Genomic DNA, 15209 nt, shown 5'->3' on the forward strand with positions numbered 1-15209 from the left:
ATGCGGTTGCACCCCCAACACACCGATCAATGCCGGCCACGACAGCAAAACCGTGTCCACGGCAAATGAAGGAAGCGTCTGAATGTCCGTTCGCATTGTAATTTCGGCTTTCGTCCTGGCTCTGCTGCCTCTGGCAAGCTCAGGCGTGGCGTGGGCCGAGGACAGCATGGAAAAAGCCAAGGCGGTGAAGCAAGAAGGCGGCAAGTATTTGGATGCGGATGGAAATCCGACCTACAAGATCGAGAACGGAACCGTCGACTGGTACACGTTCAGCGGCTACCGCCGGTATCACTCCGATTGCCATGTCTGTCACGGACAGGATGCGACAGGTTCGAGCTATGCGCCGGCCCTAGTCAACAGCTTGAAAACCATGGACTACGCCACGTTCCTCTCGATCGTCGCCGAGGGCCGCAAGAATGTCGGCGGCGGCAAGGAAAACGTCATGCCTGCCTTTGGCGACAACAAGAACGTCTATTGCTACCTGGACGATCTCTATGTCTACCTGCGCGCGCGCGCCGATGGTGCGGCGCCACGCGGCAGGCCGCCCAAGCACGAAGACAAGCCGCAGGCGGCGAAGGATGCCGAAGCATCCTGCATGGGCGGATGACATGAACGGCTGCGGTGCATCGAAACTGCGCGTCGTTCTGCCGATTCTCGGCGCGCTGGCCTTGTTGCCATCGAACGCGCAGGCGCAAGGCGCCGGCCTCGGCGCGGCGGGAGAACTGGTCGATCCCGACATTCTGCGCGTCTGCGCCGATCCTTCGAATATGCCCTTCACCGACAAGAGCGGCGAAGGCTTCGAAAACAAACTTGCCGAACTGGTAGCAGCGAAAACCGGACGGAAGTCCGTCGCCTACACCTGGTTTCCACTTGTCACCGGCTTCGTTCGCAACACGCTGGGGGCCAACCGATGCGACATCATCATGGGCTATGCCCAAGGCGATGAACTGGTGCAGAACACCAACGCTTACTATCGCTCCGCCTATGTGCTGGTCTACCCGAAAGGCAACGATATGGAAGGCGTCGAAACGATCGAGGATCCAAAACTCACGGGCAAGACGATCGGGGTTGTCGAGCGCACGCCGCCAACCGCCAATATGGCCGCCAACAAGCTTCTGCGGACCGCCAAGATCTATCCGCTTGCGGTGGATACGCGTGTCACCCCCTCCATGGGAGAGGTCATGATCAAGGACATGCTGGCCCACAAGATCGACGCGGCGGTCCTGTGGGGACCGATGGCAGGCTACTATGCCAAGCAACTTGGAGCCGATGTGGCGGTTGTTCCGCTGCTAAAGGAAAAAACCGGCTCCCGCATGTCTTACCGCATCACTATGGGCGTACGTCCGTCCGACCAGGAATGGAAGCGGACGCTCAACCGGGTGATCAGGGAAAACCAGGCGGAGATCAACAGGCTCCTGCTGAGTTACAATGTGCCGCTGATCGATGAACACGACAATCCGATCACCCAATGAAGGGAAAGGAGGCTGTTTTTTTGCTGGTCGCTGCGAGCCTTATGGGTCTGGTCGAACCGACGCGCGCTGGCGAGATCGCCGAACCCAGCGGGTACCGGATGGATGACTATCGGGCGCCGGTGCCGCCGACGCTGCGAGGCGCCAGGGTGGTGACGACGGCGGAAGCTGAAGCGCTGTGGCGAGCGAAGAAAGCAGTCTTCTTCGACGTGATGCCGAATACGCCCAAGCCGACCAATTTACCGGCAGGAACGATATGGAGAGACAAGGTTAGAAAGGACATTCCAGGCAGTACATGGCTGGCCAACGTGGGATACGGCGCTATTTCGCAGGAGACCACCAGCTATTTTCGCCAAGGCCTCGAAGCCAAGGCCGGCACGGACAAGTCGCGAGCGATTCTGTTCTATTGCATGACGAATTGCTGGATGTCCTGGAATGCCGCCAAACGGGCGATCGAGTGGGGCTACAGTTCGGTAATCTGGTATCCACTCGGTGCTGATGGATGGGAAGGTGCAAATCTTCCGCTGGAGGTGAAAAAACCGTATGAAACGAACAATTGAAGGAATGTTATGCAAATTATTCCCGGTAGTTTTGCTTTTCGATTTTTCAAAACCTACTTTTTCGTTTGTCCATTTGAGACGTGATGGACGAGCCATTGCTTCGGTGCCCTGCAATGGTTGGCTAACAACAGGGATCGGTCCCTTCGGACTGGTATAAGAGGAGAAATGTCATGAAGAAGAACTGGAAAAAACCGACCATGTGCCAGGTTGCCGCGGGCATGGAAATTTCCCGGTATCTGCCTGCCGAAATTACTCCCAAGAGGTAGGCCGCAGAGGTGCGTGTCCCTGGCAACAGGGGCACGCATCCCCGCATGGGTTTTGGCGAAAGGTTTTGACGCGTGTAGGGCGCGCGCGGCACTTTTCAGGGCTGCAAATTGCCTGCTGGTCAGAGAAGCCGCGGGGCGGGCATTTTCATGCATTTGAGGATTATCGGATCGGCGGCAGGCGGCGGCTTTCCGCAATGGAATTGCAATTATCGTCTCAGTCGCGCGGCCCGCTCCGGGATGGCTGGCGTGCATTCACGAACCCAATCAAGTGTCATCGCCTCGGCGGATGGGGTCGGATGGGTTCTTTTCAATGCCTCTCCCGACATTCGCCAGCAGATCGCGGCAACCCCTGAGTTGCAACCTGCGGGCGACGCGCCGCTGCGCTCGACCCCTATCCGCGCGGTGGTGCTGACCAATGCCGATGTCGATCATATCGCCGGACTGCTCAGCCTGCGCGAGCGGCAGCCTTTCGCCATCTACGCAACGGCGCAGGTTCTGGCGACGCTGGAGGCGAATTCGATTTTCAACGTTCTCGATCCGGCGGTCGTGCCGCGGCGCATCCTGCCGACAGCGAAAGAATTGGTCATCTGCGATGCCGAAGGCAGCGAGACCGGCGTGATGATCGAGAGCTTTCCGGTGCCCGGAAAGATAGCACTCTATCTTGAGGACAAAGACCATCCAGATGCCAATTTCAGCTTCGACGCCGGTGACACGATTGGAGTCCGAATTGCGAGTATCGGCAGCCGCGATTCTGTCTTCTACATTCCAGGCTGCGCACGCATCGATGCGAGGCTGCGCGCCCGTCTTTGCGATGCAGCCTGTCTTCTGTTCGACGGCACGGTCTACACCGACGACGAGATGATCGTCGCCGGCGTCGGTCAGAAAACCGGCGCGCGCATGGGGCATCTGGCGATTTCGGGAGACGCGGGTTCGATCGCCAGCCTGGCCGATGTGAGGCTGGGCCGCCGCGTCTTCGTCCATATCAACAACACCAATCCGATCCTTGACGAGAATTCGGCCGAACACGCGGCGGTCAAGGCAGCAGGCTGGGAGGTCGCAGGCGACGGCATGGAGATGGAATTTTGAACGATTTCCGCGATGCGGCCAAAGGCGGCCTGTCCACGAGCGATCTGGAAGCCGTGCTGAGGCAGGTCGGCGCCGAACGCTACCACAATCATCATCCCTTCCATCACAGGATGACCAGCGGCGCGCTGTCGAAGGCCGAGATGAAGGCCTGGGCGCTGAACCGTTATTGCTACCAGGCTGTCATCCCGCGCAAGGATGCCATGATCCTCGCACATGCCGAGGATCCGGCGTTTCGCGCCGCCTGGCGCAAACGTATCGAAGACCATGACGGGGAGGACGGCTGGAGCGGCGGTATCGCGCGCTGGCTGCATCTGGCAACCTCGCTCGGCCTGGACGCCGAGGCCGTGAAGAGCGAAAGGCTGGCACTGCCGGCGACACGGTTCGCCGTGGGGGCCTACCTCTCCTTTTGCACCAACCGGACGCTGTTCGAGGCGGTCGCGTCGTCGCTGACCGAGATGTTCTCACCGCTTATCATCGGCGAGCGCGTACCAGCGATGCTGGCCAAATACGATTATATCACCGAGGATACGCTGGCCTATTTCAAGCAACGACCCGAACAAGCCTCGCGCGACGCCGACTTCGCCCTCACCTACGTGCTCAGCCATGCCGATACGGCGGAACGCCAGCAGCAGGCAATAGATGCGCTGGTATTCAAATGCGATATACTCTGGGCCATGCTTGATGCGCTTCAACACGCCTATGGCGAGCCAGGAAATATACCGCCCGGCGCCTTCCGCCCCGAGGCAGCCCCATGATGATGCTGCGCGAAAGAGCCTTGGTGTCGCTGCGATCGGTACCCTTCCTGCCGAAACATGTGCGCATACAGTACGATTCCGTGCGGCAGGCATTCGCCGTGCTTTCACCCGAGAGAATATTCTGGCCGAACGATATCAGCCTCGACATATTGCGGCGCTGCGACGGACGGTCCACGGTCGGCGAAATCATCGCCGGCCTTGCCACGGATTATGAGGCCGAGGAGGAGGCCGTGGCGGCCGACGTCATCGCCTTCCTGCAAGAGTGGTCGGACAAGCTGCTGGTGAAGCTATGAGCACGCCCCTCCTCCCTCCTATCGGCATGCTGGCGGAACTGACACATCGCTGCCCGTTGCAATGCCCTTATTGTTCCAATCCGCTCGAATTGCAGAAGGCCAATCGCGAACTCGACACACAGACCTGGCTCAGCCTGTTCTCGGAGGCCGCCGATCTCGGTGTTCTGCAGGTGCATCTGTCCGGCGGTGAGCCGACGCTGCGCCGCGACCTCGAGCAATTGATCGCCGGACTTTCAGCGCGCGGCGTCTACAGCAATCTGATTACCGCTGGCGTCGGCATCGCCGAGGGTCGCATCGAAGCATTTGCCGAAGCCGGGCTCGACCATCTGCAATTGAGCTTTCAGGGCGCACGGCCGGCGACCACCGAACGCATCGGCAACCACAAAGGCAGCCACGACAAGAAGCTGGAGACGGCACGCCGCGCGCGAGCTGCCGGCTTGCCTCTCACCATCAACGCGCCGATCCATCGCCATAACATCGAGGAGGTACCGGATTTTATCGATCTTGCCCTTTCGCTGGACGCGGAGAGGCTCGAGATCGCCAACGTCCAGTACGCTGGCTGGGCTTTGATAAATCGCGATCAGCTGATGCCCGAGCGTGCAGCAGTCGACCGGCAGGCGGAGATCGTCGCGGAAGCACGCGAGCGGCTGGCCGGCATTATCAACATCGATTTCGTGACACCGGACTATTTCGCAATCTACCCCAAACCGTGCATGGGTGGCTGGGCGCGTGACGCGTTCATGGTGGCGCCTGACGGCACCGTGCTGCCGTGCCATGCCGCGCAGACGATCCCGTCGCTCAGTTTCGAGCGTTTCAAACCACACACCCTATCCTCGATCTGGGCCGATTCGCCGGCATTCAATGCCTTCCGCGGCACGGACTGGATGCAGGAACCCTGTCGCAGCTGTGAACGGCGCGAGATCGACTGGGGCGGTTGCCGCTGCCAGGCGATGGCGATCGCCGGCGATGCCGCCGCAACGGATCCGGCTTGCGCGAAGTCGCCGATCCACGCGCGCATGGCGATGCTGATCGACGAAGCCAAGCGCACCGCGACAGTTTCTTCGGAGGACGAACCATTCACCTACCGGCGTATCGGCGTCGTGACAGAGCCCGCCTGACAGGTTCTTTCATTCCGCCGTATTCTCGCGCTCGCGCACTGCGTCGGCGAAAGCCAGGGCATCGCGATTGATCCCGACATTGTGCACACGAAAAATCGAAGCACCCTTCAACCGCAGGATAACGCTGGTTGCCGCTGTGCCAACGTCCCGCCCTTCGTCGCTTTCGCCGACCAGGTGATGGGCAAGGCGCTTGCGCGAGGTGCCGACGAGCCATGGAAAACCAAGAGCACGCAGTTCGCCGAAGCGAGCCATGAGTTCAAGGTTCTCCTCTCCGCCCTTGGCGAAAGCGAAGCCTGGGTCCAGCACGATGCGGTCGTCCGGGATGCCGGCGTTGCGCGCGATCTCCAGCGATCTGTTCAGGAACAGGAACTGGTCGGCGATTACATCCGCCAATTTTTCCCGGTCGCGCCCGGTGTGCATGATGACAAGGCCAGCGCCGGTTTCCGCCGCGACGTGCGCGATGTCGGGTTCGCGCTGCAGGCCATGTACGTCGTTGACGATATGTGCGCCCGCCGCGACCGCGAGACGCGCCGTCTCGGCCCGATAGGTATCAACCGAGACGATGCTGTTGCCGTCGGACGACAGCGCCTCGATGATCGGGAGGATACGCGATTGTTCCTCAAGCGCCGAAACGCTGCCGGCGCCGGGCCTGGTCGACTCGCCCCCGACGTCAATGATCGCCGCGCCCTCGCCGATCATACGCCGGGCCTGTTCGAGTGCCCGCTCCGGCCGATCGAATTCTCCCCCGTCGGAAAAACTGTCCGGCGTAACGTTCAAGATCCCCATCAACAACGATCTCGCACCAAGATCGAGATAGCGTCCATGAGCAAGTTGCCAACGGTTCATCCGGCGAGCGCGGCAAGCATCGACGCCATGCCTCCATGGTGATCGCGCGGACATAGTCTGCCGGGTGCATTCTCGCGAGGGATGCTGACCTCCGTGCCACGCAATACCGCGGTTGGTGTCGTGGTCATCGTCATTGCGGAATTCGTGTCTTATTCGATCTTTCGGCTTGCCTAGGCTTATCATAACCCCGCAGTGCGAAAAGCCAATGTTCGGGCACCGCAGGTGTGCGAAAACGTTCCGAGGGAGGAACCCGCGGGATGGCAATTTCGATTTTCGGCTGGTGTCGTCAGTTCGGGCCAGAGACCACGGAGCCGTCGCCTGGTAGGCGTCTGCCTTCGTGGGTATGGACGGCTTCACTCATGCGCAATATGTATGAGGATGAGGCCTGCCGTGGCGCTCACATTGTCGTCGCGTCGCTAAGGCAGGTAATGTACGTTCAACGAGGCTCCGCAGGCGGGTAACGCCACCCGCATAAGTGTCGATATCGGGGGATCTGGTCAATGACCGACAACAAGCCAGACGTTACCAAGGATTGGCAGGCGACGCAGGGCCAGAAGTCCTCCGCCACGCGTCTTCGCCTTTTCGCAGCACTCTCGTGGATTGTCGCCATTGGCGGCGAGATCTACGGGATTATGCTGCTTCGCCAGAACAAGTTCGACCAGGCACACCTGCCGCTGATCATCGGCCTTCTGGTCGGCATCGCGATTTTCGCAATCGCCGGCAACTTGCTGTGGAAGGCGGCCAACAGGCACGATCCGGCCCGCGCATCCGACACGGCCAGGTTCTTCTTCCAAAACCAGCTCGGCGCAATCATCACGCTGATTGCCTTCCTCCCGCTGGTTTTCCTGATCCTCACCGACAAAAACATGGATCCACGGACCAAGAAGGTTGCCGGCGGCGTCGGTGCTGCGCTGGCCGTGCTCGCGACGGTCATGGGGATCAGTTTCAAACCCCCGTCGGTCGAACAATACACCCAGGATATGAACGCATGCGCAGCCCAGATCAAGTCGGGGCAGCCCACCACCGCCTGTTCGCCCGACGTCGCCGCTCAGGCGCAGGCGATCGCGGCGGACACCGCCGCGGTGGCGGCGGCGACGAAGGACGCGAGCCACCCCGCAGGGCAGGACGTCGTCTACTGGATCGCGCCCGAAAACGGAGCCGCGAAATCCACCGAGCCGCATGTTTTCCACCTCTGCGCAGGCGTGAGTCCGCTGAAGGACAAGACCGTGAATAGTGGCTCCGTGACGGAAGCCTACGCACAGAACGCCGTCCGCATCACGAAGCAGATCGATATGGAGCAGAAGCAGTGCGGGTTCACCGCCAGCACCAACTGATCTTGCACTCGATCGATCGCGTCCAGCCGTTGGTCTTGTCCACGGAAATGGCGGGATCGTTCCGCTGGCCATTATTGTCCAACTGCTAGCTTATCCGTGGCGGGCGATGACCGGGCGTCTTGCGCACGGCGAATTCCGGCCTGCGATGGCTCAAGCCGGGAAGTCCCGCATCGCGTTGCTCGCCAACAGTGACGGCCCGATGTCTCGGTCGAGCGTAAAGCGCTCGCAACGCTCGCCGTCGGACTCATCGATGAAGCTCTCGACATGTTTGAATCCGAGCTTCGCAAATATCCGCACCGAGGCAAAATTGCGCGCCGCCGCTTCGGCCATCACCCGTTCAAGTGCCAGAGTTTCGAAAGCGTAGCGGAGAACTTCGCGCGCCGCCTCGCTGCCCAGTCCGTGCCCCCAATGCGCACGCGCGAGCACGAATCCCAATGCAGCTGCCTTGGCGTCGGTTGCGTCGAAGGAAAGGGTTATTGTCCCGATCGCTTCCGAAACTCCTACTTCATCTATGGACCACTGGATCGCTGTACCGTCAGCGAACCGCTGACGCGAACGTGCGAACCATCGCTCGCCCGCGCTTATGTCGTCGGGAACAGGATCGCCGGCAAGAGAGGCGGATTCGACATCCGTCGCGCGCGCAAACCATGCCGGGATATCCCGTTTTCTCGGCGCCCGAAGCACGAGCCTTGGTGTCGTGAGCCTGGGAAATCGGACAGTTTCCATCGAAGCAATTTTCCACCTGAGACGGCGCCAATGATAGCCGGAAAGCGGCGATCATAAGCAGCCGGCAAGCCCCCCAAGAAAGCCGTCGGCAAAGGCAGGCCGTCAACCCGCCAAGCGTCAGTCGCGCGATAGGGACAGTCCCGCGAGAAGCGGAGCGTACGCCGCGAGCCTGCGGGATAAGAACTCCGTGAAGAGCCGCACGCGCTTCGTCTTGCGTGTCTCCCCCTGCGTGAGAAGCCAGAGCGTTCCGTACATGTGCAGGTCGGTGCCCGGCACCCTCACCAGCAGGGGGTCGGCATCTCCGACGAAGCACGGCAGTGTCGTGATCCCGAGCCCTTGCCTTGCAGCAACGATCTGCGCCTCGGCGTCCGTGGTCCTGAATGGAACCCCGGTGGTGCGAACCTCGCCCTCGCGGGCCCAGTCCGGAATTCCATGAATACTTATGACGATCCACCGGATGGGATCAGGCGCGCCCGCATGCCAAGCGGCCAGTCGATCGCGGGACATATAGACGCCGCCGAACAACTCCGGCCCCTTCAGGCCGTGAAGATTGAGCGGCAGGGTTTTGCGGTCATAGACGACGCGGATCGCCACGTCGGCCTCTCGGTTGGTCAGATTTGCCAGTTCCCCGGACGACAAGACGTCCATCTCGATGTCAGGATGCAGACGCGCGAACTCGGCGAAATCCGGCATGAGCAGGTGTGTCGCGAGGGTCGGAGCCAATGTCACTCGCAGAAGCCCGCGCACGCTCTGGTCGCGCCCGAAGACACGTGTCTCCAACTGATGCGACGACGCTTCCATCTGGTTCGCGAGTTCGAGCACCTCCTCGCCCGCAGCCGTGAGGCGGTAGCCCGAAGGCAGCTTTTCGAACATCTGCGCCCCGAGGCGCTCCTCGAGCTGTGCAACGCGTCGCAGCACGGTCGAGTGGTTCACACCGAGGCGCTCGCCAGCAGCCCGCACCGAGCCTCCGCGCGCCACGGCCAGAAAATAGCGAACATCATCCCAGTCGATCATGGCGCGATCCCGCACCGCGCGGTGCGCTTTCCAAAGCCCGTATTCAACGCAGTCGTACAGCAGTGTGGGCGGTTATCATAGCTTATGTCGACCAGCGCGGCCCAATTCCGAACGACGGACACCGATTGGCGGCTGTCGTCCGACCGGATCGATTTTGCACCACGGATGTGCGCACTTCCGCACTCACAGCCTGACCCCTGCAGACTTATTTCCAGGCTCTCGGGGTTCTTCCCGAACGATCAAAGGCAGAGCCTGGAAGGAAAAGTCATGGGAAAGCTAAACGGTAAGGTTGCAGTCATCACGGGCGGCGCTACCGGCATCGGCCGCGCCGCGGCAAAGCGCTTCATCGAGGAGGGGGCTTTCGTCTTCATCTTCGGCCGCCGGCAGGAAACGCTCGACGCGGCTCTGGCCGAGCTCGGGCCCAATGCCCGCGCGGTGACAGGCTCGGTCTCGGATGAGGCCGACCTCGACCGACTCTACGCGACGGTGAAGGCCGAGCGCGGAACCCTCGACATCGTCTTCGCCAATGCCGGGGCGGGAAGCCAGCTTGCGCTCGGCAAGATCACCGCCGAGCACATTGACGAAACCTTCGACACCAATGTGAAGGGTACGATCTTCACTGTCCAAAAGGCGCTGCCGCTGATGGGCCAGGGCGGTTCGATAATCCTGACCGGATCGAGCGCCGGCACGACGGGCGCCGCGGCAATGAGCGCCTACAGCGCTAGCAAGGCGGCAGTGCGCAACCTCGCGCGGACTTGGGCGGAGGACCTGAAGGGCACCGGCATCCGCGTCAACGTGCTATCGCCCGGGGCGACCGCGACCGAACTCGCGAAGGAAGCGCTGGGCGAGGAGGGCCAGAAGGTCTTCGCCGCGATGACGCCGCTCCAGCGAATGGCCGATCCGGCGGAGATCGGGGCCGTCGCCGCCTTTCTCGCATCGTCGGACAGCAGCTTCATGACCGCCAGCGAGGTCGCCGTCGACGGCGGCCTTGCGCAACTCTGAGGCGCCACGGCCGGTCACTCCATTCAATTGACCAGCGCCGTTGAGGGCCGGGAATCGACATCAACACGGATCGGAGAAGCATTATGAGCTACGCAATTGTAGGATTCGGTAAAATAGGCCAGGCCCTCGCCCACGCCTTCGCCCGTAAGAACATCAAGGTGGCCGTGGCGAGCCGCCGGCCGCCCGAGGCATTGGCGCCGCAGGCTCGGGCGATTGGACCCACGGTCATCGCCAAGTCGCTGCGGGATGCGCTCGAGGCCGACACAATCATCTTGGCGGTCCCGTTCTGGGAGCATCGCGAGGTCGCGAAGGCCCTGCCGAACTGGGAAGGCAAGACGGTCATCGACGCGATGAACACTTTTGGAGTTCTCCCCGAAGAACTGGACGATCTTCCGTCCTCAGCCTTCGTCGCGAAGGCGTTTACCGGCGCCAAGCTCGTCAAAGGGTTCAATCACCTGGCTGCGGCCACCCTGGCTGCCGATCCGATCGTCGAGGGCGGCCACCGGGTCGTCTTCCTGTCTGGTGACGACGAGGACGCGACCGCCCCCGTGGCGGCCCTGGCCAAACAACTCGGGTTTGCCCCCGTCAAGCTGGGAAAGCTCGACGAGGGTGGCGCGCTGGTGCAGGCACGCGGCCGCATTTGGGGCCACCTCATCTTCCAGGATTTGTTCAAGAAGGAGCAGTAATCGATCTACGACCGCGTGATCGACGCCGAGAACTGGTCGCGCGCTAACCTCTTCGAGCAGCGCGCGATCAAATATTTGAAGACCACAAGGTCGCGAAGCTGGGGGCCTAGCGGCGTATAGGCGCCGTTCGAAGAGCGAGGAGCGGTCAAGCGTGCGCCATGCGGCGGCCGCAATTGGTCGTAGAGCTTTGGGCTGCGGACTACCGATTGGGCCGGCAGCGATGTCATGCGGCGGCGCGAAAAGGCACCTGGTTGCTGGGCGACGTCTAAAAGGGCGGAAGTACCGCGGTTAGTCTAATGATCCCTGACCAGCTGCATGAGGGCTGATGTCGGTGATTCAGCCGATATCGACGTTCATGGCGAAGTCCCAGGTGCCGGCGCCATTTTTGGCGAGGCCAATCATCATCAAACCGAGCGCCTCCAGCGTCTGGGCCATGTGCAAGCCGCCCACGTCGAGCGGACGCAGCCCGAGACTTTCGAGGAACGTCGAGACGCGCGCTTTCGCCTCCGCATCGTCGGCTGCGATGAACGCGTCGAGGCGTCCACCCTTCGCAAGCACGTGACCAAAGATCGTGTTGAACGCCTTCACAACATGCGCGCCGGCGGGGAGGCCCTTTGCGCTCTCCTGCGCGCCAGAACTGCCGTGGGGCGTGACGAGGCCCGAGAGGTCGGGGGCAACCGGGTTGGCGATGTCGACGATCACCTTGCCATCGAGCGCTTTCCCAAAGTCGGCCACAGCCGCCGCTGCACCGCTGTACGGCACGGCGAGGATGACGATGTCGCCCGCGGGGGCGGCTCCGTATATCCCAGTGGTCGCTCCGGCTCCAAGTTGGTCGGCGAGCGCCCGCGCCTTGGCGGGGTCGCGGCCGACCACCTCGACAGTGTGTCCGGCCTTGGCGGTACGGCCCGCGATCGCGGCAGCCATAGTTCCAGAGCCAATGATGCTTATAATGCTCATGTGCAGTCTCCTATTGAGTGGGGGTATTGCTGGTAGTTTCTAAAAGGGGATCCCGTTTGTTGGTTTGACGAATTACGGGGTCGCGATATGGCCAGCCTGGAAGTAATGGCCGTTGTCGAGGTCCTCGATCAGGCCCGGCTGAACTGGATGCCAGCCGAGAGTCCGGCGGGTGATGGCGTTGGACGCCGGAAGGTCCAGCGTGACCAAATTCGCGAGAAAGCCGAAGAAGCCCGGCAACATCAGTACGTCCGCAGGGATGGGCACGGCGGGCACGCCCATACGGGTGCCAATGGCCTCAGCGATCTCGCGGAACCGGATGCCGTCGCCCTCAATCCCGTGCCAAGTTTTGCCAGCCGGCCCCTTCTCCAGCGCCAGGCGGAACAGGGAGGCCAGGTCGCGGGCATGCACGGCTGGCCAGAGGTTCGCGCCGTCACCGGGGTAACCGATAACGCCCTTCTCCTTCGCGAGACCGATCAGCAGCTGGAGGAAGCCGGCATCGGTCGTGCTGTGCGCGATGGGAGGAATTCGGACGACCGAAGACCGCACGCCCCGCTCCGCGAGGCCGATCACGGCGAGTTCCACGGCGTTACGAACCCGCAGGGTCCCCTTGTATGCTTCGCCGCCGGGAAGAGCCGGATCTTCCTCGGTGGCTGGCCGGCCCAAGCCTTCCCACCCCGGCGAGCCGATGCTCCCCGAAACGACGAGCGGCTTTCCGGTCCCTGCCAGCGCCTCGCCGTAGGCGAGCATGATCTGGAGCTCCGCGGCGGCCACGGCGTCGATCCCGCCAGAGGGCAGCAGGTCTTGCCGGTGTGCGACGTGGATGACGCCGTCGGACTCCGCCGCCGCGGCCTTGAGCGCGTCGAGGTCGGTGATATCCCCGCGACGTACCTTGGCGCCGAGCGCCGACACCGCAGTCGCGGACGTGTCCGACCGGGCCAGGCCAATGACCTCATGGCCGGACGCGATGAGCTCGGGAATGATGTGCGAACCGATATGGCCGGTCCCGCCAGTAACTAAAACGCGCATACTGCTGCTCCTTGGGTAATGTGATGCGAGGCGTGGTGCCGCGGGCTCAGCCGAGGAGGCTGACGCGGATTGAGAAGTTGGTGTGTTTGATGGAGCGGGTCATGAGGCCCAGCCACAGCATGCAGGCGTGCTCCAGCGTCCGCGCCATGATCAGCCGCCCGGCATCCATCGGGCGCAGTCCGAGGCTGTCGATGAACGCCGAGACGCGCGCCTTAGCCTGAGCATCGTCCCCGGCGATGAACACGTCCAATGGATGGCCCCCGATCGGGCCGGCAGCCAGGACATGGGCGTTCTGGGTGTTGAACGCCTTGACGATAGTGGCATTTGCAGGAGCAACCTTGGCGATCTCCTGCGCGCCGAAACTGTCTTCAGGAGTCAGGAAACCCGTGAAGTCGGAGTTGATGGGGTTGGTGATGTCGACGAGGAGCTTGCCTGCCAGTGCTTTGCCGTACTGCTTCACCACGTCGAGAACGGCCGAATAAGGAACCGCCAGGATGACGATGTCCCCGACCGGGGCGGCGCCAAATGTTCCGGTCGTCGCGCCGGCTCCAACCTGCTCGGCCGGCGCCCGCGCCTTGGCGGCGTCGCGGCTCATCACCTGGACGGCGTGTCCGGCCTTGGCGGCAAGGCCGCCGATCGCTGCGGCCACACCGCCTGACCCGATGATGCTGATAGTGCTCATGTTCGTGTTCCCATGACTTCGCTTTTCGGGTTGCCGGAAAGCGCCTTCGGCTCCATATACTTATGGATCAGTGATCCGTATATCTGGATCACTGATCCGATTGTCAAGGTGAACTATGCGAGCCGACGCCAAAAAAAATTACAGCCACATCCTTGCGGTCGCGCGTGAGGTCGTCACCCAGCACGGCGCCGACGCATCGATGCGCGATATCGCCCGTCGAGCCGAGGTCGGGCTAGCCACGCTGCTTCGTCATTTCCCGACGCGAGAAGCCCTGTTCGAGGCGCTACTGTGTACGAATCTGGACGCATTGACGCAGAAGGCAGATGAACTCGAAACGTCGAACTCACCTGACCAGGCACTCATCTCCTGGTTCCAGGAATGGTTGGTGTTCGCCCAAAGCTACAGGGGCGTCGTCGCCATGATGGCCGCCGCCCACAAGAACCCGGACTCCGCTCTTTATGCTTCATGCGCTGCGGTGCACTCGGCGAGCGCGCGACTGCTGGTCCGCGCACAGGCCGAAGGCGCGGCGCGGCCCGACATGAATGGGGATGACCTGTTCGCCCTGATGACGGCGCTCGGCTGGGTGGTCGACCAACCCTCATTTGCGCTGCGGGCCGATCATCTCTTTCGCATCATTACGGGCGCCATCCTGGCGAACCCGTCGAGCAAGGACGTCAAAAAGGCGACGCGGTGAATTCGATAGCATCGGATAGTCGATCGTCGCCCGGAAGCAGGCGAAAAACCGGCTGAGCGCCATCCGTCCATAAATGGGTCCACCTTGTTCCAGCCGTAGCAGCTGACGCAGACTGGTCCCCGCGCACAGAGGCCGTCAGCGATGGTGAAGTCCGTCGCGTCGGTAGCGTGGCCCTCGCGCCGGTTGCGCGCAACATTCGCGAATTGAACAGCGCTGCTTCAAGCGGACGCAGCTCGGCTTTCGACCGGATTATGGCAAGCGTCGCCGTCAACCCGCCAAGCGTCGGTCGCGCGATATGGACAGTCCCGCGAGAAGCGGAGCGTACGCCGCGAGCCTGCGGGATACGAATTCCGTGAAGAGCCGCACGCGCTTCGTCTTGCGTGTCTCCTCCTGCGTGAGAAGCCAGAGCGTTCCGTACATGTGCAGGTCGGTGTCCGGCACCCTCACCAGCAGGGGGTCGGCATCTCCGACGAAGCACGGCAGTGTCGTGATCCCGAGCCCTTGCCGTACAGCAACGATCTGCGCCTCGGCGTCCGTGGTCCTGAATGGAACCCCCGTGGTGCGAACCTCGCCCTCGCGGGCCCAGTCCGGAATTCCATGAATGCTTATGACGATCCACCGGATAGGATCAGGTGCGCCCGCATGCCAGGCGGCCAGTCAGAATATGATTGTCCGCGGTAACCGGAGAAGGGAAT

Annotated in this window: 17 protein-coding genes and 1 pseudogene; 11 read left to right on the top strand and 7 right to left on the bottom strand. The window is 62.1% G+C overall.

Annotated elements, in window-relative coordinates:
* The first annotated feature begins 82 nt into the window (after positions 1 to 82).
* The 7 genes from LB551_RS21410 to pqqE all read left to right on the top strand — a co-directional run bounded on the left by LB551_RS21410 (position 83) and on the right by pqqE (position 5547).
* Complete coding sequence (locus LB551_RS21410; RefSeq protein WP_140515133.1) at positions 83 to 607, top strand: c-type cytochrome, methanol metabolism-related; 525 nt, start codon at positions 83 to 85, stop codon at positions 605 to 607.
* Complete coding sequence (locus LB551_RS21415; RefSeq protein WP_140552458.1) at positions 579 to 1472, top strand: substrate-binding domain-containing protein; 894 nt, start codon at positions 579 to 581, stop codon at positions 1470 to 1472. The genes LB551_RS21410 and LB551_RS21415 overlap by 29 nt, the downstream gene beginning before the upstream one ends.
* Complete coding sequence (locus LB551_RS21420; RefSeq protein ID WP_224660367.1) at positions 1469 to 2029, top strand: PQQ-dependent catabolism-associated CXXCW motif protein; 561 nt, start codon at positions 1469 to 1471, stop codon at positions 2027 to 2029. Before LB551_RS21415 ends, LB551_RS21420 begins: the two co-directional genes overlap by 4 nt.
* Positions 2030 to 2442: 413 nt before the next feature.
* Positions 2443 to 3381, top strand: a complete 939-nt coding sequence (gene pqqB / locus LB551_RS21425; RefSeq protein WP_224660368.1) for a pyrroloquinoline quinone biosynthesis protein PqqB — start codon at positions 2443 to 2445, stop codon at positions 3379 to 3381.
* Complete coding sequence (gene pqqC / locus LB551_RS21430) at positions 3378 to 4136, top strand: pyrroloquinoline-quinone synthase PqqC (protein WP_140498254.1); 759 nt, start codon at positions 3378 to 3380, stop codon at positions 4134 to 4136. The genes pqqB and pqqC overlap by 4 nt, the downstream gene beginning before the upstream one ends.
* Positions 4133 to 4429 carry a pyrroloquinoline quinone biosynthesis peptide chaperone PqqD gene (gene pqqD / locus LB551_RS21435; RefSeq protein WP_140552455.1) on the top strand — a complete coding sequence of 99 codons (297 nt, stop codon included), beginning with the start codon at positions 4133 to 4135 and terminating at the stop codon, positions 4427 to 4429. Before pqqC ends, pqqD begins: the two co-directional genes overlap by 4 nt.
* Positions 4426 to 5547 (top strand): pyrroloquinoline quinone biosynthesis protein PqqE, encoded by a 1122-nt coding sequence (gene pqqE, locus LB551_RS21440; protein ID WP_224660369.1) that lies wholly within the window; start codon positions 4426 to 4428, stop codon positions 5545 to 5547. Before pqqD ends, pqqE begins: the two co-directional genes overlap by 4 nt.
* Before the next feature lie 9 nt (positions 5548 to 5556).
* On the opposite strand, the gene folP is transcribed toward pqqE, so the two are convergent.
* Positions 5557 to 6333: a dihydropteroate synthase gene (gene folP, locus LB551_RS21445; RefSeq protein ID WP_263495968.1), complete on the bottom strand. Its 777-nt coding sequence runs from the start codon at positions 6331 to 6333 to the stop codon at positions 5557 to 5559.
* 560 nt (positions 6334 to 6893) lie between these two features.
* Here folP and LB551_RS21450 point away from each other — a divergent pair.
* Positions 6894 to 7727, top strand: a complete 834-nt coding sequence (locus LB551_RS21450) for a hypothetical protein (protein WP_224628502.1) — start codon at positions 6894 to 6896, stop codon at positions 7725 to 7727.
* A 150-nt stretch (positions 7728 to 7877) separates the two neighbouring features.
* On the opposite strand, the gene LB551_RS21455 is transcribed toward LB551_RS21450, so the two are convergent.
* Positions 7878 to 8453 (bottom strand): GNAT family N-acetyltransferase, encoded by a 576-nt coding sequence (locus LB551_RS21455; RefSeq protein ID WP_224660371.1) that lies wholly within the window; start codon positions 8451 to 8453, stop codon positions 7878 to 7880.
* 117 nt (positions 8454 to 8570) lie between these two features.
* Positions 8571 to 9467 carry a LysR family transcriptional regulator gene (locus tag LB551_RS21460; RefSeq protein WP_224660372.1) on the bottom strand — a complete coding sequence of 299 codons (897 nt, stop codon included), beginning with the start codon at positions 9465 to 9467 and terminating at the stop codon, positions 8571 to 8573.
* Positions 9468 to 9734: 267 nt separating this feature from the next.
* Here LB551_RS21460 and LB551_RS21465 point away from each other — a divergent pair, with 267 nt between their 5' ends.
* Both LB551_RS21465 and LB551_RS21470 read left to right on the top strand, forming a co-directional pair.
* The gene (locus tag LB551_RS21465; protein WP_224628497.1) at positions 9735 to 10469 is read left to right on the top strand and encodes an SDR family NAD(P)-dependent oxidoreductase; all 735 of its coding nucleotides are present in this window, start codon (positions 9735 to 9737) and stop codon (positions 10467 to 10469) included.
* 83 nt (positions 10470 to 10552) lie between these two features.
* Positions 10553 to 11155: an NADPH-dependent F420 reductase gene (locus LB551_RS21470; protein ID WP_224660373.1), complete on the top strand. Its 603-nt coding sequence runs from the start codon at positions 10553 to 10555 to the stop codon at positions 11153 to 11155.
* Positions 11156 to 11491: 336 nt separating this feature from the next.
* On the opposite strand, the gene LB551_RS21475 is transcribed toward LB551_RS21470, so the two are convergent.
* From LB551_RS21475 to LB551_RS21485, 3 genes are all read right to left on the bottom strand, one after another.
* Positions 11492 to 12112: an NADPH-dependent F420 reductase gene (locus tag LB551_RS21475; RefSeq protein ID WP_140552447.1), complete on the bottom strand. Its 621-nt coding sequence runs from the start codon at positions 12110 to 12112 to the stop codon at positions 11492 to 11494.
* A gap of 72 nt (positions 12113 to 12184) precedes the next feature.
* Positions 12185 to 13138 (bottom strand): SDR family oxidoreductase, encoded by a 954-nt coding sequence (locus LB551_RS21480; protein WP_224660374.1) that lies wholly within the window; start codon positions 13136 to 13138, stop codon positions 12185 to 12187.
* Between the two features lie 46 nt (positions 13139 to 13184).
* Positions 13185 to 13820 (bottom strand): NADPH-dependent F420 reductase, encoded by a 636-nt coding sequence (locus LB551_RS21485; protein WP_224660375.1) that lies wholly within the window; start codon positions 13818 to 13820, stop codon positions 13185 to 13187.
* Between the two features lie 115 nt (positions 13821 to 13935).
* Here LB551_RS21485 and LB551_RS21490 point away from each other — a divergent pair, with 115 nt between their 5' ends.
* On the top strand, positions 13936 to 14514 hold the full coding sequence (locus tag LB551_RS21490; RefSeq protein WP_224660376.1) for a TetR/AcrR family transcriptional regulator: 579 nt from the start codon (positions 13936 to 13938) through the stop codon (positions 14512 to 14514).
* A 267-nt stretch (positions 14515 to 14781) separates the two neighbouring features.
* Here the strand turns inward: LB551_RS21490 and LB551_RS21495 are convergent.
* Positions 14782 to 15171 (bottom strand): annotated as a pseudogene (locus tag LB551_RS21495) (LysR substrate-binding domain-containing protein); the annotation flags it as partial.
* Positions 15172 to 15209: the final 38 nt, after the last annotated feature.

The sequence above is a fragment of the Mesorhizobium sp. BR1-1-2 genome, from assembly GCF_020165435.1.
Classification (GTDB): domain Bacteria; phylum Pseudomonadota; class Alphaproteobacteria; order Rhizobiales; family Rhizobiaceae; genus Mesorhizobium.

Bases quoted from the DNA above. Each gene is read 5' to 3' on its own strand.
- LB551_RS21410 (WP_140515133.1), top strand. From the start codon at position 83: ATGTCCGTTCGCATTGTAATTTCGGCTTTCGTCCTGGCTCTGCTGCCT.
- LB551_RS21415 (WP_140552458.1), top strand. From the start codon at position 579: ATGCCGAAGCATCCTGCATGGGCGGATGACATGAACGGCTGCGGTGCA.
- LB551_RS21420 (WP_224660367.1), top strand. From the start codon at position 1,469: ATGAAGGGAAAGGAGGCTGTTTTTTTGCTGGTCGCTGCGAGCCTTATG.
- pqqB (WP_224660368.1), top strand. From the start codon at position 2,443: ATGCATTTGAGGATTATCGGATCGGCGGCAGGCGGCGGCTTTCCGCAA.
- pqqD (WP_140552455.1), top strand. From the start codon at position 4,133: ATGATGATGCTGCGCGAAAGAGCCTTGGTGTCGCTGCGATCGGTACCC.
- pqqE (WP_224660369.1), top strand. From the start codon at position 4,426: ATGAGCACGCCCCTCCTCCCTCCTATCGGCATGCTGGCGGAACTGACA.
- folP (WP_263495968.1), bottom strand. From the start codon at position 6,333: ATGGGGATCTTGAACGTTACGCCGGACAGTTTTTCCGACGGGGGAGAA.
- LB551_RS21450 (WP_224628502.1), top strand. From the start codon at position 6,894: ATGACCGACAACAAGCCAGACGTTACCAAGGATTGGCAGGCGACGCAG.
- LB551_RS21455 (WP_224660371.1), bottom strand. From the start codon at position 8,453: ATGGAAACTGTCCGATTTCCCAGGCTCACGACACCAAGGCTCGTGCTT.
- LB551_RS21460 (WP_224660372.1), bottom strand. From the start codon at position 9,467: ATGATCGACTGGGATGATGTTCGCTATTTTCTGGCCGTGGCGCGCGGA.
- LB551_RS21465 (WP_224628497.1), top strand. From the start codon at position 9,735: ATGGGAAAGCTAAACGGTAAGGTTGCAGTCATCACGGGCGGCGCTACC.
- LB551_RS21470 (WP_224660373.1), top strand. From the start codon at position 10,553: ATGAGCTACGCAATTGTAGGATTCGGTAAAATAGGCCAGGCCCTCGCC.
- LB551_RS21475 (WP_140552447.1), bottom strand. From the start codon at position 12,112: ATGAGCATTATAAGCATCATTGGCTCTGGAACTATGGCTGCCGCGATC.
- LB551_RS21480 (WP_224660374.1), bottom strand. From the start codon at position 13,138: ATGCGCGTTTTAGTTACTGGCGGGACCGGCCATATCGGTTCGCACATC.
- LB551_RS21485 (WP_224660375.1), bottom strand. From the start codon at position 13,820: ATGAGCACTATCAGCATCATCGGGTCAGGCGGTGTGGCCGCAGCGATC.
- LB551_RS21490 (WP_224660376.1), top strand. From the start codon at position 13,936: ATGCGAGCCGACGCCAAAAAAAATTACAGCCACATCCTTGCGGTCGCG.